The sequence below is a fragment of the Sphingomonas zeicaulis genome, from assembly GCF_050433225.1.
Lineage (GTDB): Bacteria > Pseudomonadota > Alphaproteobacteria > Sphingomonadales > Sphingomonadaceae > Sphingomonas_D > Sphingomonas_D zeicaulis.
On record NZ_JBNPXQ010000002.1, the window covers coordinates 387,041 to 413,565 of the forward strand.

At 67.3% G+C, this 26,525-nt stretch carries 27 protein-coding genes, 2 tRNA genes and 1 other RNA gene; 14 read left to right on the top strand and 16 right to left on the bottom strand.

Annotation, left to right across the window (positions count from 1 at the left end; genetic code table 11):
• Nucleotides 1-10: 10 nt before the first annotated feature.
• The gene (locus tag FHS96_RS10915; RefSeq protein WP_429590739.1) at nt 11-448 is read right to left on the bottom strand and encodes a hypothetical protein; all 438 of its coding nucleotides are present in this window, start codon (nt 446-448) and stop codon (nt 11-13) included.
• Between the two features lie 26 nt (nt 449-474).
• Nucleotides 475-894: a secondary thiamine-phosphate synthase enzyme YjbQ gene (locus tag FHS96_RS10920; protein WP_429591760.1), complete on the bottom strand. Its 420-nt coding sequence runs from the start codon at nt 892-894 to the stop codon at nt 475-477.
• A gap of 144 nt (nt 895-1,038) precedes the next feature.
• Between FHS96_RS10920 and FHS96_RS10925 the strand changes: the two genes are divergently transcribed.
• Complete coding sequence (locus tag FHS96_RS10925; protein WP_429590742.1) at nt 1,039-2,634, top strand: isocitrate lyase; 1,596 nt, start codon at nt 1,039-1,041, stop codon at nt 2,632-2,634.
• A 78-nt stretch (nt 2,635-2,712) separates the two neighbouring features.
• Here FHS96_RS10925 and smc read toward each other — a convergent pair whose 3' ends face one another.
• From smc to FHS96_RS10945, 4 genes are read right to left on the bottom strand one after another with little or no spacing between them, the layout of a single operon-like run.
• A complete protein-coding gene (smc, locus tag FHS96_RS10930) occupies nt 2,713-6,153 on the bottom strand; it encodes a chromosome segregation protein SMC (protein WP_429590745.1) in 3,441 nt (1,146 codons plus the stop codon).
• A 44-nt stretch (nt 6,154-6,197) separates the two neighbouring features.
• On the bottom strand, nt 6,198-6,935 hold the full coding sequence (locus tag FHS96_RS10935; protein ID WP_429590748.1) for a DsbA family protein: 738 nt from the start codon (nt 6,933-6,935) through the stop codon (nt 6,198-6,200).
• Between the two features lie 28 nt (nt 6,936-6,963).
• Nucleotides 6,964-7,671 (bottom strand): DsbA family protein, encoded by a 708-nt coding sequence (locus FHS96_RS10940; RefSeq protein WP_429590751.1) that lies wholly within the window; start codon nt 7,669-7,671, stop codon nt 6,964-6,966.
• On the bottom strand, nt 7,668-8,228 hold the full coding sequence (locus tag FHS96_RS10945) for a DUF721 domain-containing protein (protein ID WP_429590754.1): 561 nt from the start codon (nt 8,226-8,228) through the stop codon (nt 7,668-7,670). Before FHS96_RS10945 ends, FHS96_RS10940 begins: the two co-directional genes overlap by 4 nt.
• Nucleotides 8,229-8,242: 14 nt before the next feature.
• On the opposite strand from FHS96_RS10945, the gene mutY reads away from it, so the two are divergent.
• From mutY to nudC, 3 genes are read left to right on the top strand one after another with little or no spacing between them, the layout of a single operon-like run.
• Complete coding sequence (gene mutY, locus FHS96_RS10950; protein WP_429590758.1) at nt 8,243-9,304, top strand: A/G-specific adenine glycosylase; 1,062 nt, start codon at nt 8,243-8,245, stop codon at nt 9,302-9,304.
• Nucleotides 9,285-10,562, top strand: coding sequence for a serine hydrolase domain-containing protein (locus FHS96_RS10955; RefSeq protein ID WP_429590761.1), 1,278 nt, complete (start codon nt 9,285-9,287; stop codon nt 10,560-10,562). The genes mutY and FHS96_RS10955 overlap by 20 nt, the downstream gene beginning before the upstream one ends.
• On the top strand, nt 10,559-11,431 hold the full coding sequence (gene nudC / locus FHS96_RS10960; RefSeq protein WP_429590764.1) for an NAD(+) diphosphatase: 873 nt from the start codon (nt 10,559-10,561) through the stop codon (nt 11,429-11,431). Before FHS96_RS10955 ends, nudC begins: the two co-directional genes overlap by 4 nt.
• A 50-nt stretch (nt 11,432-11,481) precedes the next feature.
• Here nudC and FHS96_RS10965 read toward each other — a convergent pair whose 3' ends face one another.
• Nucleotides 11,482-12,360 (bottom strand): LysR substrate-binding domain-containing protein, encoded by an 879-nt coding sequence (locus tag FHS96_RS10965; RefSeq protein WP_025294538.1) that lies wholly within the window; start codon nt 12,358-12,360, stop codon nt 11,482-11,484.
• Between the two features lie 533 nt (nt 12,361-12,893).
• On the opposite strand from FHS96_RS10965, the gene FHS96_RS10970 reads away from it, so the two are divergent.
• Nucleotides 12,894-15,191, top strand: coding sequence for a CDC48 family AAA ATPase (locus FHS96_RS10970; RefSeq protein ID WP_429590767.1), 2,298 nt, complete (start codon nt 12,894-12,896; stop codon nt 15,189-15,191).
• Between the two features lie 46 nt (nt 15,192-15,237).
• On the opposite strand, the gene FHS96_RS10975 is transcribed toward FHS96_RS10970, so the two are convergent.
• Together FHS96_RS10975 and FHS96_RS10980 are read right to left on the bottom strand one after the other, a co-directional pair.
• Nucleotides 15,238-15,564, bottom strand: a complete 327-nt coding sequence (locus FHS96_RS10975) for an antibiotic biosynthesis monooxygenase family protein (protein ID WP_429590770.1) — start codon at nt 15,562-15,564, stop codon at nt 15,238-15,240.
• A complete protein-coding gene (locus FHS96_RS10980; protein ID WP_429591807.1) occupies nt 15,555-15,821 on the bottom strand; it encodes a hypothetical protein in 267 nt (88 codons plus the stop codon). The genes FHS96_RS10975 and FHS96_RS10980 overlap by 10 nt, the downstream gene beginning before the upstream one ends.
• On the opposite strand from FHS96_RS10980, the gene FHS96_RS10985 reads away from it, so the two are divergent.
• Nucleotides 15,733-16,323, top strand: coding sequence for a class I SAM-dependent methyltransferase (locus FHS96_RS10985; RefSeq protein ID WP_429590773.1), 591 nt, complete (start codon nt 15,733-15,735; stop codon nt 16,321-16,323). The two genes, FHS96_RS10980 and FHS96_RS10985, sit on opposite strands and share 89 nt — an antisense overlap.
• Before the next feature lie 60 nt (nt 16,324-16,383).
• On the opposite strand, the gene FHS96_RS10990 is transcribed toward FHS96_RS10985, so the two are convergent.
• From FHS96_RS10990 to tkt, 4 genes are all read right to left on the bottom strand, one after another.
• Nucleotides 16,384-17,556 (bottom strand): phosphoglycerate kinase, encoded by a 1,173-nt coding sequence (locus FHS96_RS10990; protein WP_429591763.1) that lies wholly within the window; start codon nt 17,554-17,556, stop codon nt 16,384-16,386.
• Between the two features lie 23 nt (nt 17,557-17,579).
• Nucleotides 17,580-18,065 carry an MOSC domain-containing protein gene (locus FHS96_RS10995; protein WP_429590776.1) on the bottom strand — a complete coding sequence of 162 codons (486 nt, stop codon included), beginning with the start codon at nt 18,063-18,065 and terminating at the stop codon, nt 17,580-17,582.
• Between the two features lie 108 nt (nt 18,066-18,173).
• Nucleotides 18,174-19,184, bottom strand: coding sequence for a type I glyceraldehyde-3-phosphate dehydrogenase (gene gap / locus FHS96_RS11000; protein ID WP_429590779.1), 1,011 nt, complete (start codon nt 19,182-19,184; stop codon nt 18,174-18,176).
• Nucleotides 19,185-19,196: 12 nt separating this feature from the next.
• Nucleotides 19,197-21,179, bottom strand: coding sequence for a transketolase (gene tkt, locus FHS96_RS11005; protein WP_429590782.1), 1,983 nt, complete (start codon nt 21,177-21,179; stop codon nt 19,197-19,199).
• Between the two features lie 145 nt (nt 21,180-21,324).
• On the opposite strand from tkt, the gene FHS96_RS11010 reads away from it, so the two are divergent.
• From FHS96_RS11010 to FHS96_RS11045, 8 genes are all read left to right on the top strand, one after another.
• Entirely contained in the window at nt 21,325-21,564 is a 240-nt protein-coding gene (locus FHS96_RS11010) for a hypothetical protein (protein WP_429590785.1), read from the top strand.
• Nucleotides 21,557-21,883, top strand: coding sequence for a cell division protein ZapA (locus tag FHS96_RS11015; RefSeq protein WP_429590788.1), 327 nt, complete (start codon nt 21,557-21,559; stop codon nt 21,881-21,883). The genes FHS96_RS11010 and FHS96_RS11015 overlap by 8 nt, the downstream gene beginning before the upstream one ends.
• An 11-nt stretch (nt 21,884-21,894) precedes the next feature.
• Nucleotides 21,895-22,049, top strand: a non-coding RNA gene (gene ssrS / locus FHS96_RS11020) — 6S RNA.
• Between the two features lie 23 nt (nt 22,050-22,072).
• Nucleotides 22,073-22,678, top strand: a complete 606-nt coding sequence (locus tag FHS96_RS11025; protein WP_429590791.1) for a 5-formyltetrahydrofolate cyclo-ligase — start codon at nt 22,073-22,075, stop codon at nt 22,676-22,678.
• On the top strand, nt 22,675-22,881 hold the full coding sequence (locus FHS96_RS11030) for a DUF2842 domain-containing protein (RefSeq protein WP_429590794.1): 207 nt from the start codon (nt 22,675-22,677) through the stop codon (nt 22,879-22,881). Before FHS96_RS11025 ends, FHS96_RS11030 begins: the two co-directional genes overlap by 4 nt.
• 200 nt (nt 22,882-23,081) lie before the next feature.
• Nucleotides 23,082-23,696: a DUF4142 domain-containing protein gene (locus FHS96_RS11035; RefSeq protein ID WP_429590797.1), complete on the top strand. Its 615-nt coding sequence runs from the start codon at nt 23,082-23,084 to the stop codon at nt 23,694-23,696.
• 202 nt (nt 23,697-23,898) lie between these two features.
• Nucleotides 23,899-24,399 carry an RICIN domain-containing protein gene (locus FHS96_RS11040; RefSeq protein WP_429590800.1) on the top strand — a complete coding sequence of 167 codons (501 nt, stop codon included), beginning with the start codon at nt 23,899-23,901 and terminating at the stop codon, nt 24,397-24,399.
• A gap of 135 nt (nt 24,400-24,534) precedes the next feature.
• Complete coding sequence (locus FHS96_RS11045; RefSeq protein WP_429590803.1) at nt 24,535-24,702, top strand: hypothetical protein; 168 nt, start codon at nt 24,535-24,537, stop codon at nt 24,700-24,702.
• A gap of 4 nt (nt 24,703-24,706) precedes the next feature.
• Here FHS96_RS11045 and FHS96_RS11050 read toward each other — a convergent pair.
• From FHS96_RS11050 to FHS96_RS11060, 3 genes are all read right to left on the bottom strand, one after another.
• Nucleotides 24,707-24,783 (bottom strand) — tRNA-Asp (locus FHS96_RS11050).
• Between the two features lie 234 nt (nt 24,784-25,017).
• A tRNA-Asp gene (locus FHS96_RS11055) sits at nt 25,018-25,094 on the bottom strand.
• A gap of 70 nt (nt 25,095-25,164) precedes the next feature.
• A complete protein-coding gene (locus tag FHS96_RS11060) occupies nt 25,165-26,316 on the bottom strand; it encodes an AI-2E family transporter (RefSeq protein ID WP_429591765.1) in 1,152 nt (383 codons plus the stop codon).
• Between the last annotated feature and the right edge of the window lie 209 nt (nt 26,317-26,525).

A 26,525-nucleotide genomic window follows, 5' to 3' on the forward strand; every position in this document is an offset into this window, starting at 1 on the left:
CCGGCCGGACTTAGCCGGGGCGCTGGGCCGCCTTTTCGAGCCGCTTGCGATTCGCCGTCACTCGGCTGTGGACCGGCTTCAGCGCCTTGCCGCCGGCGCCGCCCAGCAACTTGCCAATGCGGCGGTTGCGCGCCTGGATCCGCCCGACCGTGCCGCGCGTCATCGCGATCGTGCCCAAACTGGCGATGTCTCGCCACTGGCCCATCATCGCAGTCTGCACGCCGATCCAGTCTTCCATCAGCGAAGCGCCGGCGCGGCCGAATGCCTCGACCTTCTCGGGGACCATCTGCGCGAGTTCGACATAGTCGCCATCGAGCGGGTTGCGCATGGCGGCATCGATCTTGTCGCTGCGCCGCGCGATGACGACGGGGGCCGCCATCATCGTTTCCTGCAGCGCCACGCCGGTCTGCCACATCGTCATGCCCATCTTCCAGGCGTCGGTCCACATCGAGACTGCTCCTTCTTCCAGCAGCCTTAGTCGCCTGCCAGATGCAAAGCCAGTGACCGGCGATGCGGCCGGCGGCGATGTTCGAACAGGTAGATGCCCTGCCAAGTTCCCAGCGCCAGGCGGCCGCCGATCAAGGGCACGGAGAGGCTCGTGTGGGTCAGCGCGGTGCGCAGGTGTGCGGGCATGTCGTCCGGGCCCTCGTCGTCATGCGCATAGGCATAGGGATCTTCGGGCGCGACTCGCGCGAAATAGGCTTCGATATCGTCGCGAACCTCCGGCGCGGCATTTTCCTGGATCAGCAGCGAGGCGGAGGTGTGGCGGCAGAAGACCGTAAGCAGCCCCGTGGCCATGGCCTGCTCGGCAACCCAACGGGTGATCGGCCGCGTCACCTCGACCAGGCCCTGCCGTTCCGTGCGCACCTCGAGTTCAATCGCCGTCTGTCGCATCACCTGATCCTGTAAATAATTTACAAACTCACCGTCACTGCACATCGAGCAATGACAGCGCGACGCGATGATCTCGCGAATCTTCGAGGAAAATAGCCGTTGGCGTCGTAATTCGCTTTGCAAGTTTTCCACACAAGGTGACGTATGACCTACCAGACGCATATCGCCGAGACCGGCCAGCTTATCCAGAGCCATCAGGGCACGTGGGACGGGATCAGCGCCGAGGCGGTGGCGCGGATGCGGCTGCAGAACCGGTTCCAGACCGGGTTGGACATCGCGCGCTACACCGCTGCGATCATGCGGCGCGATATGGCCGCCTATGATGCCGATCCGGCCGCCTACACCCAGTCGCTGGGTTGCTGGCACGGCTTCATCGGCCAGCAGAAGATGATCTCGATCAAGAAGCATTTCGGCACCACCAAGCGCCGTTATCTCTATCTTTCCGGCTGGATGATCGCCGCCCTCCGCTCCGACTTCGGGCCGCTGCCCGACCAGTCGATGCACGAGAAGACCTCGGTCCCCGCGCTGATCGAGGAACTCTACACCTTCCTCCGCCAGGCCGATGCCCGCGAACTGGGGATGATGTTCCGCGAATTGGATGCCGCGCGCACCGCCGGCAACCAGATCGAAGAGCAGCGCCTGCTGCAGGCGATCGACAATTATGAAACGCACGTCGTGCCGATCATCGCCGATATCGATGCGGGCTTCGGCAATGCCGAGGCGACCTATCTGCTGGCGAAGAAGATGATCGAGGCGGGCGCCTGCGCGCTGCAGATCGAGAATCAGGTCTCCGACGAGAAGCAGTGCGGCCACCAGGACGGCAAAGTCACCGTGCCGCATGAGGACTTCCTCGCGAAGGTCCGCGCCTGCCGCTACGCCTTCCTCGAACTCGGCGTCGAGGATGGCATCATCGTCACGCGCACCGATTCGCTGGGCGCCGGCCTCACCAAGCAGATCGCGTTCAGCAAGGAGCCGGGCGACCTCGGTGACCAGTATAACGCCTTCCTCGATTGCGAGGAGGTCACCGATCTTTCGACGGTCAACGGCGACGTCATCATCAACCGCGGCGGCAAGCTGATGCGCCCCAAGCGCCTGCCCTCGAACCTGTTCCAGTTCCGCGAGGGGACCGGGGCGGATCGCTGCGTGCTGGATTGCATCGCCTCGCTGCAGAACGGCGCCGACCTGCTGTGGATCGAGACCGAGAAGCCGCACATCGAGCAGATCGCCTCTATGGTCGACCGCATCCGTGAGGTCGTCCCCAATGCCAAGCTGGTCTACAACAACTCACCGTCCTTCAACTGGACCTTGAACTTCCGCCAGCAGGTGTTCGACGCCTGGGCTGCGGACGGGAAGGATGTCTCGGCCTATGATCGCGCGAAGCTGATGAGCGTGGACTATGACGGCACCGACCTGGCGGCCGAGGCCGACGAACGCATCCGTACCTTCCAGAAGGATGCGGCTGCGCGGGCCGGCATCTTCCACCACCTGATCACGCTGCCGACCTACCACACCGCGGCGCTTTCCACCGACAATCTCGCAAAGGAGTATTTCGGCGAGGCGGGGATGCTGGGCTATGTCCTCAATGTCCAGCGTCAGGAGATCCGCCAAGGCATCGCCTGCGTGAAGCACCAGAACATGTCGGGCAGCGACATCGGCGACGATCACAAGGAGTATTTCGCCGGTGAGGCTGCGCTGAAGGCGGGCGGCGTGCACAACACCATGAACCAGTTCGCGGCGTAAGCAAAAGAGCCGCTCCCCCGGGCCCCCTTCCGCGCCAGCGGGAGGGGGTTTGGCTTGCCGTCCCGTTCCGTCCACCGGCTATTCCGCAGCCAGCAGCCGTTCCGCCGCGCCGAGATCCACCGATACCAGTCGGCTGACGCCCTTCTCGATCATCGTCACGCCAAACAGCCGGTGCATGCGGCTCATCGTCACCGCATTGTGGGTGACGATGAGGTAGCGGGTATCGGTTTCCCGCGTCATCACTTCCAGCAGGTCACAGAAGCGCTCGATATTGGCGTCGTCGAGCGGCGCATCGACCTCGTCGAGCACGCAGATCGGCGCGGGGTTGGTGAGGAACAGGCCGAAGATCAGCGCGACCGCGGTCAGTGCCTGTTCACCGCCCGACAGCAAGGTCAGCGCCGCGAGTTTCTTGCCCGGCGGCTGCGCCATGATCTCCAGCCCCGCCTCCAGCGGATCATCCGAATCGACCAGCGCGAGATGCGCCTCGCCGCCGGCGAACAAGGTCGTGAACAATCGGCGGAAATGGCCGTCAACCGCCTCAAACGCGGCGAGCAGCCGCGCGCGACCCTCGCGGTTGAGGCTGCCGATCGAGCCGCGCAGGCGGTTGATCGCCTGGCCCAGTTCCTCGCGCTCCGCGGCCGACCGGGCGCGTTCTTCCTCGACCTCGCGCAATTCCTGTTCGGCGATGAGGTTGACCGGGCCGATCCGCTCGCGCTCGGCGACCAGCTTGTCATGGCGCCCCGCCTCGGTGTCGGCGTTGCCGACCTCGGCGCTGGGGAAGTCGAGCTTTTCGGGCAGCACCACCGCCGGGCAATCGAAGCGCTCGCCGGCGAGTCGGCTCATTTCGGTGCGGCGTTGTTCCTGGCTGTCCGCGCGCGCTACCGCCCCGGCCCGTGCCTCGCGCGCGGCAGCCAGCGCCTCGGCGGTGCGGGCCTGCACCGCCTCGGTCTCGCGCACGCGCGCTTCGGCCTCGCGCTCGGCAGTCGCGGCGGCGGCGGCTTCGGCGGCGAGGCGGGTGGCGGCGTCCTCCTCGGCTGCGATCCGTATGGCAAGTTTCGCCGGAGCATCCGCCAACGTGGCCTGCTCGGCGACGATCGTCTTCTCGCGCTTCGCCATTTCCTCGATGCGCTTCGCTGCCTCGCCCGCGCGGGACCGCCAGCCCTTCGCCTCGCCGGTCGCAGCCTCGCGGCGCTGGCGGTCGGCGGCGATGCCGCGCTCCAGGGTCGTCGCCTCGGCGCGCAGTTGCGCGGCACCGGCACGGGCTGCCTCGCTGGCACGCTGGAGCAACTGGACCTGCTTGGCGGTCTCGACGCCATTGGGCAGCGCCGCGCGGGTGGCCTGCGCACGCTGGTGGTCTCCCTCCGCCTCGGCGGTTTCTGCCTCGGCGCGGGCTATGCGCTGGTCGAGTTCGGCCCGGCGCGTTTCCAACCGCTCGATCGCGATGACCGCCTGGTCCTCGCTGCGCGTCGCGCCGCGCACGCTGGCCTCGGCTTGGGCCAGCGCGGCGCGCGCCTGATCGATGCCGCGCCGTGCCGCCTCGGCACGCGTTGCTGCCTCTGCCTGCGCCGCGCCGGCCCGCTCGACCAGCGCCTGCGCGGCGGGCAATTGCGCCTCGATCTCGGCCAGCCGGTTGACCCGGATCAACCGTTCGGCCGCCGCGGCGCCGACATCCTCGGCGACATAGCCGTCCCAGCGCCGCAGCCGACCATCGCGCGTCACCAGCCGCTGGCCGACCGCGAGCGGTTCCCCGCCATCGCTCTCGACGACGAGGATCTGTGCCAGCCGCCGCGCCAGTTCCGCAGGCGCCTCGACATGGTCCGCCAGTCGATCACCGCCCGCGAGCGCCGGATCGCCTTCCGCCACGGTGGCGCCCTGCCAGCGCCTTTTGCCGGTGGCGCCCACGGCCGCATCCAGCTCATCGCCGAGTGCCGCTGCCAATGCGCGTTCGTATCCGGGGCGCGCGCGGACCCGATCGATCGCGCGACCGGCGCCGGCGGTACCGCGGTCGATCGTCTTGGCGAGCGCGCGCGCCTCGCTTTCGAGCGCGGCAAGCTGCGCGCGTGCCGACGAACGCTCGGCCTCCGCCGTATCGCGTGCCGCGGCGGCCTCGCGCCGATCGGTCTCGGCCTGTTCGATCGCGGCGGCGGCGGCTTCGGCGGCGCGCTCCGCCTGCTCGTGGGTGGCTCGTGCACGGTCCCGCTCGGCGATCAGCGGTGCCTCGTCGCCAAGCCCGGCGCGATCGCGCACCACCATGTCGCGGTCGCGCGCGGCTCGGGAAACGCGCGCGGCGGCGGCGGCGATGGCGGCGTCGGCGACGCGGCGCTCGGCTTGTTCGCTCGCCTGCGCAGCCAGCGCCTGCGCCAGCGCGACCTCAGCATCGCGCGTCGCCACCTCGGCCGCGGCGAGGCGCTCGGCCAATCCGGGCCGATCCTTCTCGGCGGCGGCGACGCGCGCGTCGATCGCCTTCGTCTCGTCGCCCAGCCGCTGCAGCGCCTCCGCCGCGTCGCGCGCGAGATCGCCCTCGCGCGCGCGATCGGCGTCCAGCCGTTCGGCGGCAGCGGCCAGCTCGGCGATGCGCCGGTCGAGCGCGCCACGCTCGGTGCGCGACGCGGTGAGGATATGCCCCGCCTCGGTGGCGGCATCGCGGGTGCGCTGCGCGCCGGCGCGTGCTGTCGCCAATGTTTGCGCCGCATCGAGTTGCGCGGCGGCGGCCGCGCGTTGCGCGTCGGAGGTGGTGGCGACCAATGTCTCGGCGCGCTGTGCTTCGGCGCGCGCAGCGCCGGCAGCGGCGGCGGCATCGCGCCACCGCGCATAGATCAGCCGCGCCTCGGCGGTGCGGATCTGGTCGGTGAGCTGACGATATTTCTCCGCCTGCCGCGCCTGCCGGCGCAGCGCCGCCGCGCGATTGTCCATGTCGACCAGCAGTTCGTCGACGCGGGTGAGGTTGGCCTCGGCGGCGCGCAGCTTCTGCTCGGCATCCTTCCGGCGCACATGCAGCCCGGCGATGCCCGCCGCTTCTTCCAGCATCGCGCGCCGCTCGGTAGGCCTTGCCGAGATGATCGCGCCGATCCGGTTCTGGCTGACGAGCGCAGGGCTGTGCGCGCCGGTCGCGGCGTCGGCGAAGATCAGCGCCACATCCTTGGCGCGCACGTCGCGTCCGTTGACGCGATAGGCGGATCCGGCGCCGCGCTCGATCCGGCGGACGATCTCGACGTCGCCGTCACCCGCCGCCGCGATCGGCCCGGCGCCTTCGGTGGCGCCGCGCTCGGTCAGGATTGTCACCTCGGCGAAGTCGCGCGCCGGCCGTGTCGCAGTGCCGGCGAAGATCACATCTTCCATGCCGGCGCCGCGCATCGAGCGTGCGCTCGATTCGCCCATCACCCACCGGATCGCTTCCAGCAGGTTGGATTTGCCGCAGCCATTGGGGCCGACGATCCCCGTCAGCCCTGGTTCGATGCGCAGTTCGGCGGGATCGACGAAGCTCTTGAACCCAGCGAGCTTGAGCCGCTTGATCCTCAACCCGGCATGTCCCTGAAGGCCCCCCGCCTGCGCATCTCAGCCGATCAGGCGCCCGCGGCCTTCAACGCCGGCTCGAGCTGTTCCCAGGCAGCGGCGTTGGGCACGAGCTGGTCGTTGATCAGGAAGCTCGGCGTGCCGGTGATGTTGTACTTCTCGCTGGCCGCCTCGACACCCTTGGCGAGCCGCTCGGCTTCGCCCTCATCCTTGAGGCAGGCCGCGATCTTGTCGGCGCTCACACCGCGCTGCCGCGCGAACTGGTCAAGCCCGCTCGCCCTGGCCATCAGCGGAAAGGATGAGGGGCCGCTTGCGCCTTTCAGCATCTGCTGCGCTTCCGGAGAATTGATGCGGGCAAACCATTCGGCCTGCGTCGCGAACATCTGCTCGGTCAGCGCGAAGAAGGGGCCCTCGCCGCCGCAACGCGCGATCAGCGAAGCGGTGAGATCGAAGCCATCGCGCACGAAGTTGCGATATTCCAGGCTGACCTTGCCGGTCGAAATGTAATCGCGCTTCAAGGCCGGGAAGCCCTTCGTGGCGAAATCGGCGCAGTGCGAACAGGTCATTGATCCGAATTCGACCAGCTTGATCGGCGCGTTGGGGTTGCCCATGCGGAAGCCGCCCTCGGGCGTCTTGACGACGGTGGTCGTCCAATCCTGCCCGGCCGGCGCCGGCGTTGCCGCGATCTTGGGGCCGGCGGCACCGGTGCTGCTATTGCCGCCGTCGCTGCCGCCGCAGGCAGCAAGCGCGATCGAAAGCGACAGGGCGAGAACGGTGGTGATACGCATGGGGTCGGTCTTCTCCGTGGAAACGAATTCAGCGCGCGAGCGCCGCCTTGATCTGGGGCTCGAGCGTGTCCCAGCTATGGACGTCGGCCAGCACCGTGCCATTGATCTCGAAGCTCGGCGTGCCCTGGATGCGCTTGAACGAGGCTTCTGTCATCGTGCCGAGCGCTGCTTGTTGTGCATCGTCGGTCAGGCAGGCGTCGATCTGCTGGGCGGTCAGTCCGCGCCCGATCATCAGCCGATCAAGCCCGCTCGCCTTGGCGACGGCGCGCAGCCCGTCGTCGACCGTGGCAGCGCGTGGCCCGTTATAGGCTTCCGCCTTGGCCAGCCACTGCGGCTGCGCGGCGAGGATCGCCTCGGTATTGCCGAAGAAACGCTCGGCACCGCCGCAGCGCGCGAGCAACGCGGCGGCATAGTCGAACGGATCGCGCACCGCATGTCGCAACTCAACAGCGGCGGTGCCGCGGCTGACATAGTCGCGCTTCAGCGCGGTTTCGGCCTCTTTGACGAAATGCGCGCAATGACTGCATGTGTAGCTGAGATACTCAACCAGCCGAACCTTGGCGGCGGGATTACCCAGCACATAGGCACCCCTTTCGGTCATGCTGGTGCGGCGCGTCCAGTCGGTCGCGGCGGGCACGCTTGCCGCCGTGCGGCGAGGGGCGGGGGCAGCATCGGCCAGCCCGGCCGCAAGAATCAGCGCGGACATGGCCGCCGCGATCGGAACACCGCGCTTCACTTGGAATCTCCTTGGATGCGGGGCGGGCCGTTGCTGGCCGCGACACCGCGGGCCAGCGCTTCGAGCACCGCCTTCAATTCGGGGTCGCCGATCTCGCGCAGGCTCTCGCCCAGGTCGCGGGGGATCGGCGCGGTTTCGGCGGCCGGCGCGGGGCGCGCCGCGCGCCTTTCGATCAGGCCCTGCCGGATCGCGAGCCGCGCCACTGCCGGATAGCCGAAGAAGCGGTTGACCCGCTCGATGATAGCGGGCGCGACATGCTGCATCATCGGAGCGTGCGCACTGGTGACGACGAGGTGGAGCACGCCCTCGGAGCGTCGGCCCGGCGGAAAGCGAATCGCCTCTGGCGCGGAGGCCTCAGCATAACGCGGGCCGACGATCTCGGCCCAGCGGCTGACGATCGACGACTGAATGAAGCCGAACTGGCGGAACGCCGCGCGGCCGACATCGGGCAGCATTTCGGACACCGAGCGCGCGCGTCCGCCGCGCTCCCGCTCGAACGCGGGGGGTGTCGTCTTGCTACCGGTCTTGCTGCGTCGTTCCGTCATCGGCGCGGTCATGCCATAGCCGACCCATGTCCGTCGATATGAAGGATGCGGTCGCCCCGCTGCTGCTCGCCTGGTATGATGCCAATGCCCGCCGGCTGCCATGGCGCAGCCCGCCCGGCACGCCGGCTCCCGAACCCTATCGTGTCTGGCTGTCGGAGATCATGCTCCAGCAGACCACGGTTGCCGCAGTGATTCCCTATTTCGAGCGCTTCACCGCGCGCTGGCCGACCGTGGACGCGCTCGCCGCTGCCGAGGATGCCGAGCTGATGGGCGCCTGGGCGGGGCTCGGCTATTATGCCCGCGCCCGCAACCTGCTCGCCTGCGCGCGGGCGGTGGCGGCGCGGGGCGGCTTCCCCCAGGATGAGGCGGGGTTGCTCGAATTGCCCGGCGTCGGCGCCTACACCGCCGCCGCGGTGGCCGCGATCGCGTTTGACCGGCCGGCAACGGTTGTCGACGGCAATGTGGAGCGCGTCGTGGCACGGCTGTTCGCCGTCGACGAGCCGATGCCTGCCGCCAAGCCCGAGCTGCGCCGGCTGGCGGCAACGCTCACGCCGGCGCGGCGAGCCGGCGACTTCGCGCAGGCCATGATGGATCTGGGCGCGACGATCTGCACGCCGCGCAGCCCTTCCTGCCTCGTTTGCCCGATCTCCGCGGGATGCGCCGCACGCGCCACCGGCGATCCGGCGCGGTTCCCGGTCAAGGTGGCGAAGAAGGCCAAGCCGCAGCGCCATGGCACCATCTTCTGGATCGAGCGTGCGGGCGACGTGCTGCTGGTGCGGCGGCCGGACAAGGGGCTGCTCGGCGGCATGCGTGCGCTGCCGACGGGGCCTTGGGCGGATCGCGCGCCGGGGCTCGACGGGGCGCCGGCGGCGCTGGACTGGCGGCTGCTGGTGCCGCGGGTCAGTCATGTCTTCACCCATTTCGCGCTCGATCTCAGCATCGCCGCGGCGGCGCTGGAAAGGGATTGCGCGATTCCCGCGGACGGAGAATGGTGGCCGCGAGACCGGCTGGAAGAGGCCGGCCTGCCCACTGTGTTCATGAAGGCGGCGCGCGCCGCGCGAGAGGATTATGACCCCAACCGACCTTAGGCTCGACCGGCGTGGTTTCCTGGGCGCCATCGCCGCGGCGGGCGCCTTCGCCGCGCTGCCCGCGCTGGCGCGGACCACCGGGACCGACTGGGCGGCGTCGCGCGCCCTGCTCGATGGCTTCGTGCGTGACGGCAAGCTGCCGGGGGTCGCCTTTGCGATCGGCCGCGGCGGCGAGGCGCCGTCGCTGCATGGGGCCGGCACGATCGCGCGGGACAGCCGGACCCCGGTGGGTGGCGATACGCTGTGGCGGATCTATTCAATGACCAAGCCGGTCACCGGCATGGCGGCGATGATGCTGATCGAGGATGGCAAGCTTGGGCTTGACCAGAACATCGCCGATTTCATCCCGGGCTTCGCCAATCCGCGCGTGCTGGTCGATCCGACGAGGGATCTAACGAGCCGGCCGGCGAAGGGGCCGATCACCGTCCGTAACCTACTGACCCACACTGCAGGCCTTGGTTATACGATCATCACCCAGGGGCCGCTGCTGCAGGAATATCTGCGGTTGGGGCTGACCCCGGCGGCGCTCGGCCGGTTCAAGCTGCCCGGCGTGCCCGACGTGCCGACGGCGCCGAGCCTGGAGGTGTTCGCCGACCGGCTTGCGACCTTGCCGCTGATCGCCGATCCGGGCACGAAGTGGAGCTATTCAGTCGGGCTCGACCTCCTCGGGCGCGTGATCGAGGTGGCCGGAGGCATGCCCTTCGACCAGTTCATGCAGGAACGCATCTTCGATCCGCTCGACATGAAGAGCACCTGGTTCACCGTGCCACCATCCGAACTGGGGCGGATGACGACCAATTACTTCTATCTTCAGCGCATGCCGATCCCGGTCGATCCGGGCGCGACCACGATCTTCGCGGACAAGCCGGCTTTTCCCTTCGGCGGTGCCGGACTGGTCAGTTCTGCGCGCGACTATGATCGGTTCCTGGCGATGCTGCTGGGGCAGGGCACGCTCGGCAATGCGCGGCTGATGAAGCCGGAAACGGTGAAGCTCGCCATATCCAACCTGCTGCCGCCGGGCGCGAGCACCGCCGGTTCGATGATCGACGGCAATGGCTTCGGTGCAGGCGGGCGCGTGACATTGCGCGCGGAAAATGGCCGGGGTGCCGGCAGCTTCGGCTGGGGCGGCGCGGCGGCGACGATCGCCTTCATCGATCCCGGCGCCGGGCTGCGCGCCGGCGGCTATGCGCAGTTCATGCCGGATACGACCCTGGCGTTCACCACCGAATTCGCACGCAGCGTCTACGCCGCCGCATGAGACCTGCACCCGGCTTCACCGGCGCGACGCTCGATCGCGGTGACAATCTGCGTGCCGATCCGGCGGCGATCGCGGCGTTGGCCGCCGATCCCGCGGCGCGGCTGCTGCGGCTGGACGGCATCGATCCGGTGCTCGACGAAACCGGCCGGCTCGTGTGGGGCGGTATGGACGAGGTGGCCGAGGGCGCGGACCTGATCCTGCTCGGTCTGGCGGATGGCCGCGCGCATTTCGTGCAGCATGTGCCCGGCGCGCTCGATGCCGCCACGCGCTCCGCCTGGATCTTCAAGGCGATCGAGCTGATGGCGCCGGGCGACGCCGCGCTCTATGGCGGCGCGCGCAGCCTGATCGATTGGCACGACCGACACGGCTTCTGCGCCCGCTGCGGTCAGCCGACGCTGATGCAACGCGCCGGCTGGGGGCGGCGCTGCCCGGCCTGCACGGCCGAGCATTTCCCGCGCGTCGACCCGGTGGTGATCATGCTCGCCGAGCATGAGGACCGCGTGCTCGTCGGCCGCCAGCCGCGCTTCCCGCCGCGCCGCTATTCGGCGCTGGCTGGCTTCGTGGAACCCGGCGAGGCGCTGGAGGAAGCGGTCGCCCGCGAATTGTGGGAGGAAGCGGGCATCCGGGTGCGCGACGTGCGGTACATCGCAAGCCAGCCCTGGCCCTTTCCGTCATCGCTGATGATCGCCTGCGTCGCCACCGCCGAGGATGATGCGCTGACCATCGACTACACCGAACTGGAAGACGCGATGTGGGTGCCGCGCGCGGGCGTGGCGGCGTCGATGGCGGGGGAGGCCGATGCGCCGTTCCTGCCGCCGCCGGGCTATGCGATCGCGCATACGCTGTTCAGGGCGTGGTTAGGGGATTGAAATGGTGATTTTCCTCCCCGAGCAAGCTCGGGGAGGAAGAGGCAGCCGCCTCAGGCGAACAGATCCACCAGCCAGTCGTGGAAGATCTGAACCGGCCGCGTCGCCAGCGCGCGCGGGCGGCATGCGAACCAATAGCTGTAAGGGCTCTCGACCGAGAAATCGAACAGCCGCACCAGCCGCTCGTCATGTGCGTCGTTGTAATGGCTCTCATGCATGAAGGCGACGCCGAGGCCCTGCGCCGCGGCTTCGAGCATGAGCTGCCCCGAATCATAATAATCGACCGCGGCCGGCTCCAGCCGGCGCATGCCGATCGCCGCGCGCCAGCTATCGAACGTGTCGGGCATGTCGCGGTGGAGCATCACCGTATGCTCTTCGAGCTGCTCGGGGCGGGTGATCGCCTTGGGGCCGGTGGTCAGCCGGTGCGAGGTGATCGCATAGACCATGTTGCGGTCGAGCCGCTTGGCGTAGAGCGCCGGATCGAGTTCGCGCGCCAACGTGATCGCCGCGTCCAGCCCGTCGCCCAGCCGCGAGATGCTGTGCGCGGCGGTATCGACGTCGATGTGCAGGTTGGGAAAGCGGGTGCGCAGTTCGGCGAGATGCGGGAACAGTCGCTGCGAGGCGAACAGCGGCAGCACGCCCAGCCGCAAGCGCAGGATATCAGGCCCGCTCGTCATCGATTCGATGGCATCGGACAACGCATCGATCGACGGGGCGATCTGCTGCAGCAGGCGTTCCCCCTCTGCGTTCAGTTTGATGGACTGATGGCGGCGCTCGAACAGCGCGCGGCCCAGGAAGCGCTCCAGCGTCTGCACCCGTCGCGTCAGCGCGGGCGACGATAGCGCGAGTTCCTCGGCTGCGGCCTTGACCGACCCCAGCCGGGCAACCTGCACGAATGCCTCAATCGCGGTGAGCGGCGGTAAACGACGCATGGCGAACCCCTGAATGGTGCGGCGCACCAACTACGCACCCTACCTAACGTACGGCGGAACACAGGAAAACATGTCAGTTACACGATTGCAACCCTTGCAGTCGTCGCCATTTCGTTCGCACTTGCGAAGGAGGACGCTGCGTCGCACATATGCTGAGCCTTTCAGGCATCCTCTCCTAAAACTTTTCAGGCCGGTGCGGTTTCGCGCCGGCCATTTTTTCGTGCTTTGCGGCACCGCATCGCGGGGGCGATCGGCGTAGCGGATTATCACTCAGTGTGTGCAAGAAGTGCATTCGTTTACGAGGAGTTCGCAATTGCGAAAAACCATGCTGCGTTGCATATAAAAACTGCCTTTCAGGCATCCTCTCCTAAAACTTTCATAGGCCGGTCGTTCTCGATCGGCCTTTTTTTTTTGTGCTCCGCATCCGTGTGTGCCGAGGTTGCTCGGTTCCTTGAACCTTTACGGGTGCGGGGGCTCGTATCGCCGCGCGCCCATCCCTATGTTCCCGCTTCGGCAACAACAGGAACGATCAGATGGCGGACGGGGAGAAGATCTTACCCAAGCTGCAGGTTGCGAATGCCCGGCCCGAAGATAGCGGCCGTGGCCTTGCCCGCATCCCGCGTGCCCTCATGGCAACACTCGGCATCACCGAAGGCGATGTGATCGAGATCGCCGGCAAGCGCGCAACGCCCGCGCGCGCGGTGGTGCCCTATCCCGAGGATGAGGGGCTCGAGATCATCCGTGTCGACGGCCTGCTTCGTATCAACGCGGGCGCCGGCTCAGGCGAATATGTCACGGTGCGCAAGGCGGAATCGAAGCCGGCGCAGCGGGTGGTGTTCGCCCCCGCGCAGCAGAATCTGCGCCTGCAGGGCTCGACCAACGCGCTGAAACGCAGCTTCGCCGGCCGGCCGCTGGCGGCGGGCGATGTCGTCGCAACCGCGGGCCAGCAGCAGGTTGACCGCGGCGACATGCCGCCCAACCTGCGGCAGATGCTCGCCGCACCGGCCTATGCGCTGCAGGAAATCCGGCTGTCGGTGATCTCGGTGACCCCCAAGGGCATCGTCCATATCGACGCCGAGACCGAGATCGAACTGCGCGCCGAATATGAGGAGCCGCACGATCGTCAGCGCGCCGACGTCACCTATGACGATATCGGCGGCATGGGCGACACGATCGACCAGCTCCGCGAAATGGTCGAGCTGCCGTTGCGCTATCCCGAACTGTTCCAGCGTCTGGGTGTCGATCCGCCCAAGGGGGTGCTGCTTCATGGCCCGCCCGGCACTGGCAAGACGCGTCTCGCGCGCGCGGTGGCGAACGAGAGCGACGCCGATTTCTTCCTGATCAATGGCCCCGAGATCATGGGCTCCGCCTATGGCGAGTCGGAGAAGCGGCTTCGCGACGTGTTCGAGCAGGCGACCAAGGCCGCGCCCTCGATCGTGTTCATCGACGAGATCGATTCGATCGCGCCCAAGCGCGGCCAGGTGCAGGGCGAGGCTGAGAAGCGCCTCGTTGCACAGCTCCTGACCCTGATGGATGGGCTTGAGGCACGCGCCAATCTGGTGGTGATCGCTGCCACCAATCGCCCCGAAGCGATCGACGAGGCGCTTCGCCGCCCCGGCCGGTTCGACCGCGAGATCGTGGTCGGTGTGCCCGACGAGCGCGGCCGCCGCGAGATCCTGGGCATCCACACCCGCGGCATGCCGCTGGGCGACAAGGTCGATCTCGCCGAACTGTCACGCCAGACCTACGGTTTCGTCGGAGCCGATCTCGCGGCGCTGACTCGCGAGGCTGCGATCGAGGCGGTGCGGCGGATCATGCCGAAGCTCAACCTCGAGGATCGCTCGATCCCCACCGAGGTGCTCGATTCTCTGGCGGTGACGCGCGAGGATTTCCAGGCGGCGATCAAGCGCGTGCAGCCTTCGGCGATGCGCGAGGTAATGGTGCAGGCACCGAATGTCGGCTGGGACGATATCGGCGGCCTCGACGATGCCCGCGAGCGGCTGCGCGAAGGCGTGGAACTGCCGCTCAAGGATCCGGACGCGTTCCGCCGTCTCGGCATCCGGCCGGCCAAGGGCTTCCTGCTCTATGGCCCGCCGGGCACCGGCAAGACCCTGCTCGCCAAGGCGGTCGCGCGTGAGGCGGAGGCGAACTTCATCGCCACCAAGTCGAGCGACCTGCTCTCCAAATGGTATGGTGAGAGCGAGCAGCAGATCGCCCGGCTGTTTGCCCGCGCCCGCCAGGTTTCCCCTTGCGTCATCTTCATCGACGAGCTCGACTCGCTGGTGCCGGCGCGTGGGGGCGGCCTGGGCGAGCCGCAGGTTACCGAGCGCGTGGTCAACACCATTCTGGCCGAGATGGACGGGCTGGAGGAACTGCAGTCTGTCATCGTGATCGGTGCGACCAACCGGCCCAACCTGATCGATCCGGCGCTGCTGCGACCGGGGCGGTTCGACGAGCTGGTCTATGTCAGCGTGCCCGATTCGGGCGGCCGCCGCCGCATCCTCTCGATTCACACCGGCAAGATGCCGTTGGCGGATGATGTCGATCTCGACGATCTGGCGGAGCGCACCGAGCGCTTCACCGGCGCCGATCTCGAGGATCTCGTCCGCCGCGCCGGCCTATTCGCTCTGCGCGAATCGCTTTCGGTGGAAAGGGTCACCGCCCGGCACTTCGAAAAGGCGCTGGAAGACACCCGCGCCTCGGTGACCGCCGAGATGGAGCGCGAGTATGAGCAGATCCAGGCGAAGCTGAAGCAGGACGCGCTGTCCCTTCAGCCGATCGGCTTCGTCTCGCCGGGCATGCTCACGCCGCGTAGCGGCGGGAAGGAGTGATTGCGCGTTCAGCCCCTCTCCCGCTCGGGGGAGGGGCTGAACGCTTTCAGTCCCTTGTCCAGGCATAGGCGCGGCTGACGCCTGCTACGACCACGCCATAGTCCTCGTACCAGAGGGCACGGCCACGTTCCCGGATCGCTTCATGCTCCGGGTTGTCCCGCCACGCGATCGCTGCAACCTCGCTGTCCCAATAGCTGATTGTGATGCCGAGGCCGTCCGCGCCACGTGCGGAGACGATGCCGGCATAGCCGGGCTGTGCCCGGGCAAGCGCATCCATCGCGTCGGCGGCGGCGGCATAGCCTGCATCGTCCGCGGTGGTGCGGCGCGAGGTGAAAATGACGGCGATCGTGCCGGCGGGCGGCGTCAGGTGCATGACGCCGCCTTTAAGCTTGCCTGGGCGACCGCGCCACTCCCCCCGTCGCAAGGCAACATCGGCTCGCTTGAATTGTTATGACGTTTTTGCGACGTGAACCCTTCGTTACTGTGACAATCAAGGACGCTCATGAGCTCATCGGCGAAGACGGCGCGAAAGCGCATCAGGTTGGCGCGACGCGCGGGGGGACGGCCCGGGCCGCTGACCATGTTCTTCAAGGGTTTCGTGAAGCACCCGGTCATGGTCGGCTCGGTCATCCCGTCGTCCAGGCGGTTGATCAGGCACATGCTGTCGAAGGTCGATTGGGCGAACACCCGGGTGTTCGTCGAATATGGCCCGGGCGTCGGCACTTTCTGCCGCCCCATCCTCGAACGTCTGGCGCCCGATGCGGTGCTGGTGGCGATCGATACCAACCCGGAGTTCATTTCCTATCTGCGCGCCGAGATTCCCGATTCGCGCTTCAAGGCGGTCCATGGGTCCGCGGCCGACGTGCAGCGGATCCTGAGCGATCTCGGCTTTGATCATGCCGATTATGTGCTGTCAGGCCTGCCCTTCTCCACCTTGCCGCCGGGAGTAGGGCCGGACATCGCGCGCGCCACGCAGGCCGCGCTGCGGGTCGGCGGCGCCTTCCTTGTCTATCAATTCTCGCCGAAGGTCCGCGATTTCATCGCGCCCTTCTTCTCGCGCATCGACCATGCGTTCGAGCCGGTGAACATTCCGCCTGCCCAGCTTTATTGGGCCTGGAGAGACGCAGACTGATCCCGCAGCCGCGCTGCCGCCAACGATGGCGGGCAGCGCGGCGGGGGACGATGGCAACGATCAGGCGCGCGTCAGCGCCTTCACGCCGGGCAGTTCCTTGCCTTCCATCCATTCCAGGAAGGCGCCGCCGGCGGTCGAGACGAAGCTGAACTTGTCGGCGACGTCTGCCTGGTTGAGCGCGGCCACCGTGTCACCGCCGCCGGCGACCGAAACCAGCGAACCCTCGGTGGTGAGTGCTGCTGCGGTGCGCGCGAGGTTGACGGTGGCGGCGTCGAACGGCGGCGTCTCGAACGCGCCGAGCGGGCCGTTCCACACCAAGGTCCGGCAGTTCTTGAGGACGTCGCCCAACGCCTCGACCGCGGCCGGGCCGACGTCGAGAATCATCTCGTCCTCGCGAACCTCATGGACGTTCACCGTGCGCGTCGACGGGTTGGGCTTGAACTCCGTTGCGACGATCACGTCATAGGGCAGGTGGACAGTGCAGCCGGCCGCGTCGGCGGCATCCATGATCTCGTCGGCGGTGCCGGTCAGGTCATGCTCGCACAGCGACTTGCCGACATTGACGCCGCGTGCCGCGAGGAAGGTGTTGGCCATGCCGCCGCCAATGATCAGATGATCGACCTTGGTGACGAGATGCTTGAGCACGTCGAGCTTGGTCGAGACCTTGGCGCCGCCGACGACCGCGGCCACCGGATGCTCGGGCTTGCCCAGAGCCTTTTCTAGCGCGTCGAGTTCGGCTTCCATCGCGCGGCCGGCGAAGGCGGGCAGCTTGCCCGCGAGGCCTTCGGTGGAGGCGTGGGCGCGATGCGCCGCGGAGAAGGCGTCGTTGACGTAGAGATCGCCGAGCTTCGCCATCTCTTCGACCAGCGCGGGATCATTCTTCTCCTCGCCGGTATGAAAGCGGGTGTTTTCCAGCACCGCGATGTCGCCCGGATTGAGAGCGGCAACTGCGGCCGCGGCGGTCTCCCCGACGCAATCGCCGACAAACATCACCTCGCGACCAAGCACCGCGCTATAGGGTGCGGTCAGCGGCGCCAGCGACATTTCCGGGTTGGGCGCGCCCTTGGGGCGGCCGAAATGCGCGAGCACCAGTACGATCGCGCCCTTGTCGGCGAGTTCGCCCACAGTCGCGACGGTCGCGCGCAAGCGAGTGTCGTCGGTCACGACGCCGTCCTTCATCGGCACGTTGAGATCTTCACGGACCAGCACACGCTTGCCGCGGATGTCGCCCATGTCGTCGAGTGTGCGGAACGCCTTCACGCCTTGCTCCCTGTCATTGCTTCGACGTGAACGCTCACGTCATCTCCCAGTGCGATGTCGCCATCAGCGATCACCGTCGTGATGATCCCGCCGCGCCAGTCGGGACGCAGCGCAAGTTGCAGGCCGTCGACAAGCGCGTCCATGCGGGCGCACGGGTCGCATTCGCCGTTGATGCGGAGTTCGAGCGTGGCGCCGATGCGCATGATCTCGCCCGGCCGAGGCGGCCATTCGATCAGCCCTCGAACGAGCAGATTGACGCGTCGTTCCTGCCATTCGACCGGCAGGCCGACCTGTTCGACTGCGGCCAGCCAATCCTCGGCGCGCATCACCGTCACCTGGCGCTTGTTGCGGCCGGGCTTGAGCGCGCCGCGAAAATCGCCATGCACGCCCTCGGCGCAGGTCACGCCGACATGGTCGATGGTCTGCATCGGCCCGTGGGGCCGATCATGCCGGGCGATGCCGATGAGGCGCGCGGACGTCATATAGTTCCCCTTCCGCTCGCGGAAGGGGTTAAGGGAGGGCGTGTCCGATTGGACGGAGCCCTCCTGCAGGCCCTCCCCGACCCCTCCCGCAAGCGGGAGGAGGGAAGATTACAACAGCGCGGCCATCGCGCCGGCGGTGTCGACCATGCGGTTCGAGAAGCCCCACTCATTGTCGTACCAGGAAACGACGCGGACGAGCTTGCCTTCGAGCACGGTGGTCTCGAGGCTGTCGATCGTCGAGGAGACCGGCTGGTGGTTGAAGTCGATCGAGACGAGCGGCTCATCGGTGTAGGCGAGGATGCCGACCAGCGGACCCGATTCCGACGCCGCCTTGAGGATCGAATTGACCTCATCCTTGGTGGTGTCGCGCTTCGGGGTGAAGGTCAGGTCGACCAGGCTCACGTTCGGGGTCGGCACGCGCACCGCGGAACCGTCCAGCTTGCCCTTCAGCTCGGGCAGAACCTCACCCACCGCGCGGGCGGCGCCCGTCGTGGTCGGGATGATCGACATGGCGGCGGCGCGGGCGCGGCGCGGATCGCTGTGGATCTGGTCGAGGATCTTCTGGTCGTTGGTGTAGGCGTGGATCGTCGTCATCAGGCCACGCTCGATGCCGAGCGCATCGTTCAGCACCTTGGCGACGGGCGCGAGGCAGTTGGTGGTGCAGCTCGCGTTGGAGACGATGTTGTGCTCGGCGGTCAGCTTGTCGTTGTTGACGCCGAAGACGACGGTCAGGTCGACATTCTTGCCCGGCGCCGAGATCAAAACCTTCTTGGCGCCCGCGGCGATGTGCTTCTCGGCCGACGCGCGGTCGGTGAAGAAGCCGGTGCATTCCAGCGCGATGTCGACGCCGTTCTCGGCGTGCGGCAGGTTGGCCGGATCGCGCTCGGCCGAAACCTTCACGCGCTTGCCGTCGATGATCAGGTCGTTGCCGTCGACCTCGACGGTGCCGGGATAGGTGCCGTGAACGCTGTCACGCTTGAACAGCAGCGCGTTCGCCTTGGCATCCGCCAGGTCGTTGATCGCGACCAGTTCGAGGCCGCTTTCCGGGCGCGCGAGGATCGCGCGGGCGACGAGGCGGCCGATGCGTCCGAAACCGTTGATCGCGACTTTCACTGCCATGTTGCGTAGCTCCTACTTGCCCAGCGCCGAGAGGATTTGCGGCGCGATTGTTGCGGCCGTGAGACCGAAATATTCGTACAGATCCTTCGCCGGCGCGGAGGCGCCGAACCGGTCGATACCGAAACGCAGGCCATCGAGGCCGACATAGCGTTCCCAGCCCATCGTCGTGCCAGCCTCGATCGAGACCTTGAGCGCATCAGCGGGAAGGAGATCACGCTTGTAGTCGGCCGATTGAGCATCGAAATGGCGCCAGTTCGGCATAGAAACCACATCGGCGCCGACACCGGCTTCTTCAAGCGCCTTTGCGACGTCGGCCGCGATTTCGACCTCGGAGCCGGTGGCGACCAGCACCACCTTGCGCTCACCCTCGGCTGCCTTGAGACGATAGGCGCCCTTGGCTGACAGATTTTCCGACGCTTCGAGGCGGAGCTGGCGCAGGTTCTGGCGGGTCAGCGCGATCACCGCGGGGCCGTCGCGCCGTTCCAGCGCGAGCGCCCAGCATTCCGCGGTCTCGATCACGTCGGCGGGCCGATAGACGTCGAGATTGGGGATGACCCGAAGGCTCATCATATGCTCGATCGGCTGGTGCGTCGGGCCATCCTCGCCGAGGCCGATCGAATCGTGGGTCAGCACATAGACGACCTGCGCATTCTGCAGCGCCGACAGGCGGATCGCGGCGCGGCAATAGTCGGCGAAGACCAGGAAGGTGCCGCCATAGGGGATGACGCCGCCGTGCAGCGCCATGCCGTTCATGGCGAGGCCCATGCCGAACTCGCGAATGCCGTAGTGCAGGTAGCGGCCGCCATAATTGGCGGCGGTCAGCGGCGGGGTCGACTTGGTGCGGGTGTTGTTCGATCCGGTAAGGTCGGCCGAACCGCCCAGGGTCGCCGGGATCGCGGCGGTGATCGCCTCCAGCGCCATTTCGGATGCCTTGCGCGTCGCCACCGTCTTGGGCTCGGCGATCAGCGCGTCGACATAGGGCTTGAGCCAGCCGGTCGCGTCGAATTCGCCGGCCATGCGCGCGACGAACTCGGCGCCCTTGGCGGCCGCACCCGCGCGCGCTTGCCAGTCGGCATTGGTCCCGGCGCCCCGACGGCCGGCCTGATCCCACGCGGCAGCGATGTCGGCGGGGATCACGAACGGCTCGGACGTCCAGCCCAGCGTCTCGCGGGCGGCGGCGACTTCGGCGGCGCCCAGCGCGGCGCCGTGCGTGGCCGAGGTGCCCTGCTTGTTGGGCGCACCCTTGCCGATGATCGTGCGGCAGGCGACCAGCGAGGGCCGGTCGTCGGCGATCGCTTCGTCGAGCGCGGCCTTGATGCTGGCCTCGTCATGGCCGTCGCAGCGCACGGTGTGCCAGCCCGACGCGTCGTAGCGGGCAACGACATCCTCGCTCGACGACAGGTCGACAGCGCCATCGATGGTGATGCGGTTATCGTCCCACAGCACGATCAGCCGGCCGAGCTTCAGATGCCCGGCAAGGCCGACCGCCTCATGGTTGACGCCTTCCATCAGGCAGCCGTCGCCCGCGATCACCCAGGTGCGGTGATCGACGAGGTCGTCGCCATAATCGGCGTTGAGGTGGCGCTCGGCGATCGCCATGCCGACCGCGGTGGCGAGTCCGGAGCCCAGCGGCCCGGTGGTCGCCTCGATGCCGGCGAGCTCGAAATTCTCCGGGTGGCCGGCGCAGGGGCTGTGCAGCTTGCGGAAGCGGCTGATGTCCTCGATCGTCGGGCGCGCATAACCGGTCAGGTGCAGCAGCGCATAGATCAGCATTGAACCGTGGCCGGCGGACAGCACGAAGCGGTCGCGATCGGCCCAGCGCGGATCGGCGGGATCGAATTTCAGATAATCGCAGAACAAGGTGGTCGCGACGTCGGCCATGCCCATCGGCATGCCGGGGTGGCCGCTATTGGCGGCCTCGACACCGTCCATGGCCAGCGCACGGATCGCATTCGCCATTTGTAGGCGCGTTACGCAGTCGGTCGTCGCGGTCATGATGCTCCCTTGTGCAGCGCGGGCCGGAGGGCCCGGACCGCCGCGAGTCGTGTCTTTCGGCAGCGCTCCTTTGTCGTGACGAAGGCGAAGCGTCAACCGTGGGGGCTGCTTGCTCCGCTGCGTGGCTGTGCTAGGTGCGGCAGGAATGGCGGACGACCGGATCAGCGTCGCGATCGCAAGGATCGAAAGGGCAGTCGAGGGGATCGAGCGCTGGTCGGCCGCGCCGCGCCCCGCCGCCCCGGCGGGCGTCGATCCGGCGGTGCATGCCGAACTCGAACGACGGCACGCGGCGCTGCGCAGCGAGGCTGAAAGTGCGCTGGGCGCGATCGAGGCGCTGCTCTCCCCGCCCGCCGCCGCTCCGGCCGTGGACGACGATCATGGCTGAGGTGGCGATCGAGATCGCCGGCCGGACCCACAAGGTGATGTGCCGCGACGGTGAGGAAGCACATCTGCGCCGGATGGCCTTGATCGTCGACGGCAAGGCGCGGGAGGCCGGCCGCGGCCTCGGCGCCGTCAACGAAACCCGGCAATTGCTGTTCGCCGCATTGCTGCTCGCGGACGAACTGGCCGATCTACGCGATACCGCGGCAGCCGCGGAATCAGGGGCCGGATCGGACGCTGCGCTTGCGGAAACGCTGGAACGCCTCGCCGGCCGGCTCGAAACTCTGCGCGCGGGGCTTGAGGGGGCCGCGCCGACACCCTAGATAGGTGGCGGCGGGTACTGCCCGGTGCGAGCCTTCGATAATCCCTGAGGCTATTCATCATCCATGGGGGCTGTCCCTGAGCAGATCCTGGTCTGACTTACATGGTCCCCACCTGACGTTCTCGGCGTCAGTGGATATCCCGGCAAACGGCCATGGCGGTCCCGCCACATCACACCCGGCGATCGCGCAATGACCGCGAACGACGACACCCTCGTCGACAAGCGCGGGCTGCGGGCGGCGCTGCGTGAGCGGCGCGAGGCGCATGTCGCGGCGCTGCCGGGGGCGATCCGCGCGCTCACCTTCGGCATCGCACCCGGCCCGCTCGCTGCGCTGATGCGGCGTGCACGCTGCGTTGCCGCCTATGCGCCGTTGGGCGCGGAGGCGGATCCGCTGCGGCTGCTCACGCAGGCGGCGGCAATGGGCTGCGAGACCGCGCTGCCCCACATCGTCTCGCGTGCCGATCCGATGCGATTCATCGCCTGGCGGCCGGGATCGCTGCTGGTCGTCGGCCCCATGGGGCTGCGCCAGCCCGATGCCGCGGGGCGCGAGGTCGCGCCCGACCTGATCCTGACGCCGCTGGTCGGCTTTGATCGCCGGCGCAACCGGCTGGGGCAGGGAGCGGGCCATTATGATCGCGCCTTCGCCGCCAATCCTCAGGCCCTGCGCATCGGCGTCGCCTGGTCCGTGCAGGAGGTGGAATCGCTGCCGCTCGAGCCCTGGGACATGCCGCTGGATGCGGTGCTGACCGAGCGCGAATGGCTCGCCGGGCCCCGTGCCGAAGGGGCGGAGGCATGATGCCGAGCTGGCGCAAGCCGTTCGGCATGTTCCTGATCCTCGCGCTAATCCTGCTGGTGGCAGTGATCGTCGGATCCTTCTCGGCTTCAATCGGACGGTTGCCGGTGCTCGTGCAGCTGTTGGTCTATGTGGTCGCCGGGATCGTCTGGATCGCGCCGCTCAAGCCGTTGCTGCGGTGGATGGAAACCGGTCGCTGGCGCTGACATGCGCCGCGTGCGCCGTGCCGCACGCGGATGGCGGCGAAGCGAAACATCCCAGCTGACGGAGTGTGCGAACAGGCTGTGCCATTCGCGCGTCTGGCGCGTTGACGAAAGGAGCCCGACATGCCGGCAGGGGTTGGCAGCGCGCCATTGTGGCCGCATGGGAACAACGCATCCGGACGAAACATATGGGGAGCAACGGCATGGCGGGGTTGCAGATCGCGCGGCGGTTGGCCGCGGTGGGAACGATGGCAGGGCTGGGCGCGGCCCTTGCGCTGCTTGCGTCCTGCGGCGACCCGCAGCGCCGCGAGGCGACGCGCAACCTGCTGGCCGAGGACCAGGCCGCCGAACCCGAACCGACCCCGACCCCCGAGCGCGCGCCCACCGTGGTGGATGCGCAGGAATTCATCGATCGAGCCGCGGCGATCGATACCTTCATCATCGCGACGTCGGAGCTCGCCGCGCGCCGCCCCGTTGCGGCGCCGGTGCGCGCCTTCGCGCGATCGATGATCGACGAGCATCAGCGGGCGCTTGCCGGACTGCGCGCGGCGACCGGGCGGCTGGCACCGCCGCTCACCCCCGACGGCGCGCTGCCGATCGACATGCGCGCACGTCTCGATGCACTGCGCGACACAGACGATGACGCGTTTGTGGGCGCTTATCTGCGCGCGCAGGTTTCGGCGCATGAAAGTTCGATGGTGACGCTGCAGAGCTATGCCGTCTCGGGTGACATCGCCCGGCTGCAGGAACTTGCGCGGGATCGCATTCCCGAAGTTAACCAGCACTTGGTGCAGGCCCGCGAGCTGGCGGCTCACTGAACTGTTCGTGGCATGAACGAGCGATAAATTGCTTGGTCATCTTCAGTTTATCGAACTGAAATCCTAGGTGTGGCGCGTTTATCTGCTCGAAAGAGGATGTTTTACTTCAAAATTTCGAACAGGTGACGATGGTCACATCGAATCGACGTCATGTGCGCTAGTAAATCCCTGCGAGCAAGATGTTCGCGACAGGAGATGTACCATGCGTATCAGTCACATTTTCGGCGCTTCGGCCGTGCTGGCTTTGGCGACCGTCGCTCTCACCCCTGCTTCGGCAGCGCCGCCACGTGGCCGCGTCCAACTGATGAACGTCAATAGCGGCCTCTGCCTCAGCCCCGCCGGCGGCGCGACCAATCCCAATCAGCAGACGGTGCAATATTATTGCGATCGCGACCCGTCGCGCGCCTGGGTGATCCAGCCCGTCGAGGGCAATATCGTGAAGATCCGCAATATCGGCAGCGGTCTGTGCCTTACGGTTGCAGGCGGCAACAGCGAGCGCAATACGCCATCGGTCCAATATAGCTGCGATACCGACCCGTCGCGCCGCTGGCTCTATGCGCCTGCCGACGGTGGCCGCTTCCGCCTCGTGAACCTAGCCAGCGGGCTGTGCCTCACCATTGCGGGCGGTGCCACGAACACCAACCAGACGGCGGTGCAATATCCCTGCGATTCGGATCCTTCACGCTTCTTCCGGCTGCGGTAAGTGACGACGTATAAGATGTAGACGGGTTCGCAACGGGCCATCATTCGATCGTAAGAAGTGCAGACCGGTCGTTGACGCGACTGGTCTGCACTTCATTTGTCATGAGTATGTTTGCGCGTTCACCTGTCGACACGGATGGAACTCTTCGTCCATACCAAGGCCATGTTCGATTTTGCGATGATGCAGCCTGCCGGCCAGGCTTATGAACAGCCGGCCAGGCGACGGGTGCGGCAGCGGCAAGGCCTGTGGCTCAATGCCGCCGAACATCCGGGGAAAGCGCCACCTTCAACATTGCGACGTTGAAAGGTGGCGCGAGTGACGGGGCTCGAACCCGCGACCTCCGGCGTGACAGGCCGGCGCTCTAACCAACTGAGCTACACCCGCTTGGGGCCATGCGGCGGGATTCGCCGCCGCGTCGCGCGCTCTTGGCAGCATGTGCGCTGCGGTTCAATCGGAAATGCGATGCCGGCGAATTTGGTTGGCCGGGTGTCTCTGCAACCCGTCATGCGTACGAGGTCAGCCGCAAGGGGGCGCCATCTGCCGGGACTAAATTCGGCTGTTTCGTTGGCACGATCAGGAAGCGGAAGGCGCCACCCTCAACTGCGAAAAGTTGAGAAGTGGCGCGAGTGACGGGGCTCGAACCCGCGACCTCCGGCGTGACAGGCCGGCGCTCTAACCAACTGAGCTACACCCGCTTGGTGCGTTGGAGGCGTGGCCACTAGGGGAGGCTCGCCGGGCTGTCAAGCGTGTCTTGAAGAGAGTTTTTCAAACAAGGTCTTCGGCACCGGCCTCATCGTCCCGCCGGCCGGTCAAGGTGCCGCTTTCGAACAGGAATCCGGCGATGTCCGGTTTGCCGGCGGCCGAAGCGACGGTCTGTATGATGATCAGCAGCGGCACCGCGAGCAGCGCGCCCGGGGCGCCCCACACCCAGCCCCAGAAGCTGATCGAGACGAGAATCGACAGCGGATTGATCGTCAGCCGGCGCCCGACGATCAGCGGCGTGATCGCATTTGCCTCCACCATGTGAAGGCCGACGAAGATGACCGCAGGCATCAGCGCCCACCAGATATCCGAAAAGGTCATCAATCCGCCCACCGCAAGCAGGAAGGCGGCAAGGATCGGGCCCAGATAGGGGATATAGTTGAGGATCATCACGATACCGCCCCACATCAGCGGGGATGGCATGCCGATCAGCCACAGCCCGGCGGCGACGAGCAGGCCAAGGCTGAAATTGATCGTCGTGATCGTGCCGAGATAGGCCGAGGTCGCGTCGACGACGTTCTGGATCACCCGCGCCGTCGCCATCGCGCCGCCGAAGCTGCCGCGGCTGGTGATCGTGCGTGCGCGCAGGCGCGTCCAGCCCGAGAGGAAGAAGAAGATCACCAGCAGTCCGAAGAACATCTGGATGATCGCGGTCGGTGCGGAGGTGGCGGCGAGTTCCAGGATTGAACTGGGTGGTTCCACCGCGGTGGTGCGCGCCGAGCCGACGCGGCCGTTTTCAAGCGAGCGTAGCGCGCGGTCGAGATACTCCTGCAGGTTCGAATAGAGCTCAATCAACGGCGCGACATTCGCCTGGATGCGGCCGATCCGGTCGGGGAAGAGCTGGAACCATTCGGTCGCCGGCACCACGATCGCCGCCAGCGCGATGTTGGCGATGAACAGGAAGGCGAGCACGCACAGCATCGCGGCGAGGCCCGAGGGCACGCGGCGGCGCTCGAACCATTCGAGCGCGGGGACGAAAGCGATCGCGACGACCAGCGCGGCGGTGACCGGCAGGAAGAATTCGGCGCCCGCCTTCAGTGCGAAGGGCAGGCCGACGATCAGGCCGACGCCGGCAATCAGCGTCAGCGCGGCGAGCAGCCGGTCACGGCGCAGTGCCGCACGGCGCAACCCTGCCCGCTCCAGCGGGCCGAGCATGCCGTCATGATTATCTTCGCCATGATGGTCCTCGTCGCTCAGCACGCGGCGCTTCCCTTTCGATCGGAACGATAAAATGGCGTGGCGACATTAACTGTCTGTTCGCTTCTTCCGTGCACGATGATCCCGCCGGTTCGATGCCTGTCAGGCGCTATGCACCATTTCGTGTGCGCGCGGCAGATGCAGATCGAACGGGCGGCGACCGGCCC

Excerpts from the sequence above, each read along its gene's own strand:
- tkt (WP_429590782.1), bottom strand. The coding sequence starts at position 21,179 with ATGACCGCGACGACCGACTGCGTAACGCGCCTACAAATGGCGAATGCG.
- FHS96_RS11045 (WP_429590803.1), top strand. The coding sequence starts at position 24,535 with ATGGAACTCTTCGTCCATACCAAGGCCATGTTCGATTTTGCGATGATG.
- FHS96_RS10970 (WP_429590767.1), top strand. The coding sequence starts at position 12,894 with ATGGCGGACGGGGAGAAGATCTTACCCAAGCTGCAGGTTGCGAATGCC.
- FHS96_RS10915 (WP_429590739.1), bottom strand. The coding sequence starts at position 448 with ATGTGGACCGACGCCTGGAAGATGGGCATGACGATGTGGCAGACCGGC.
- FHS96_RS10965 (WP_025294538.1), bottom strand. The coding sequence starts at position 12,360 with ATGCGTCGTTTACCGCCGCTCACCGCGATTGAGGCATTCGTGCAGGTT.
- FHS96_RS10955 (WP_429590761.1), top strand. The coding sequence starts at position 9,285 with ATGACCCCAACCGACCTTAGGCTCGACCGGCGTGGTTTCCTGGGCGCC.
- FHS96_RS10995 (WP_429590776.1), bottom strand. The coding sequence starts at position 18,065 with ATGACGTCCGCGCGCCTCATCGGCATCGCCCGGCATGATCGGCCCCAC.
- FHS96_RS11060 (WP_429591765.1), bottom strand. The coding sequence starts at position 26,316 with ATGCTCGGCCCGCTGGAGCGGGCAGGGTTGCGCCGTGCGGCACTGCGC.
- FHS96_RS10975 (WP_429590770.1), bottom strand. The coding sequence starts at position 15,564 with ATGCACCTGACGCCGCCCGCCGGCACGATCGCCGTCATTTTCACCTCG.
- FHS96_RS11010 (WP_429590785.1), top strand. The coding sequence starts at position 21,325 with ATGGCGGACGACCGGATCAGCGTCGCGATCGCAAGGATCGAAAGGGCA.
- FHS96_RS11040 (WP_429590800.1), top strand. The coding sequence starts at position 23,899 with ATGCGTATCAGTCACATTTTCGGCGCTTCGGCCGTGCTGGCTTTGGCG.
- FHS96_RS10980 (WP_429591807.1), bottom strand. The coding sequence starts at position 15,821 with ATGACCGAGCCGACCATGACCGGGTGCTTCACGAAACCCTTGAAGAAC.
- mutY (WP_429590758.1), top strand. The coding sequence starts at position 8,243 with ATGTCCGTCGATATGAAGGATGCGGTCGCCCCGCTGCTGCTCGCCTGG.
- nudC (WP_429590764.1), top strand. The coding sequence starts at position 10,559 with ATGAGACCTGCACCCGGCTTCACCGGCGCGACGCTCGATCGCGGTGAC.
- FHS96_RS11025 (WP_429590791.1), top strand. The coding sequence starts at position 22,073 with ATGACCGCGAACGACGACACCCTCGTCGACAAGCGCGGGCTGCGGGCG.
- gap (WP_429590779.1), bottom strand. The coding sequence starts at position 19,184 with ATGGCAGTGAAAGTCGCGATCAACGGTTTCGGACGCATCGGCCGCCTC.
- FHS96_RS10990 (WP_429591763.1), bottom strand. The coding sequence starts at position 17,556 with ATGGGCGACATCCGCGGCAAGCGTGTGCTGGTCCGTGAAGATCTCAAC.
- FHS96_RS11030 (WP_429590794.1), top strand. The coding sequence starts at position 22,675 with ATGATGCCGAGCTGGCGCAAGCCGTTCGGCATGTTCCTGATCCTCGCG.
- FHS96_RS10920 (WP_429591760.1), bottom strand. The coding sequence starts at position 894 with ATGCGACAGACGGCGATTGAACTCGAGGTGCGCACGGAACGGCAGGGC.
- FHS96_RS10945 (WP_429590754.1), bottom strand. The coding sequence starts at position 8,228 with ATGACCGCGCCGATGACGGAACGACGCAGCAAGACCGGTAGCAAGACG.
- FHS96_RS10935 (WP_429590748.1), bottom strand. The coding sequence starts at position 6,935 with ATGCGTATCACCACCGTTCTCGCCCTGTCGCTTTCGATCGCGCTTGCT.
- FHS96_RS11035 (WP_429590797.1), top strand. The coding sequence starts at position 23,082 with ATGGCGGGGTTGCAGATCGCGCGGCGGTTGGCCGCGGTGGGAACGATG.
- FHS96_RS11015 (WP_429590788.1), top strand. The coding sequence starts at position 21,557 with ATGGCTGAGGTGGCGATCGAGATCGCCGGCCGGACCCACAAGGTGATG.
- FHS96_RS10925 (WP_429590742.1), top strand. The coding sequence starts at position 1,039 with ATGACCTACCAGACGCATATCGCCGAGACCGGCCAGCTTATCCAGAGC.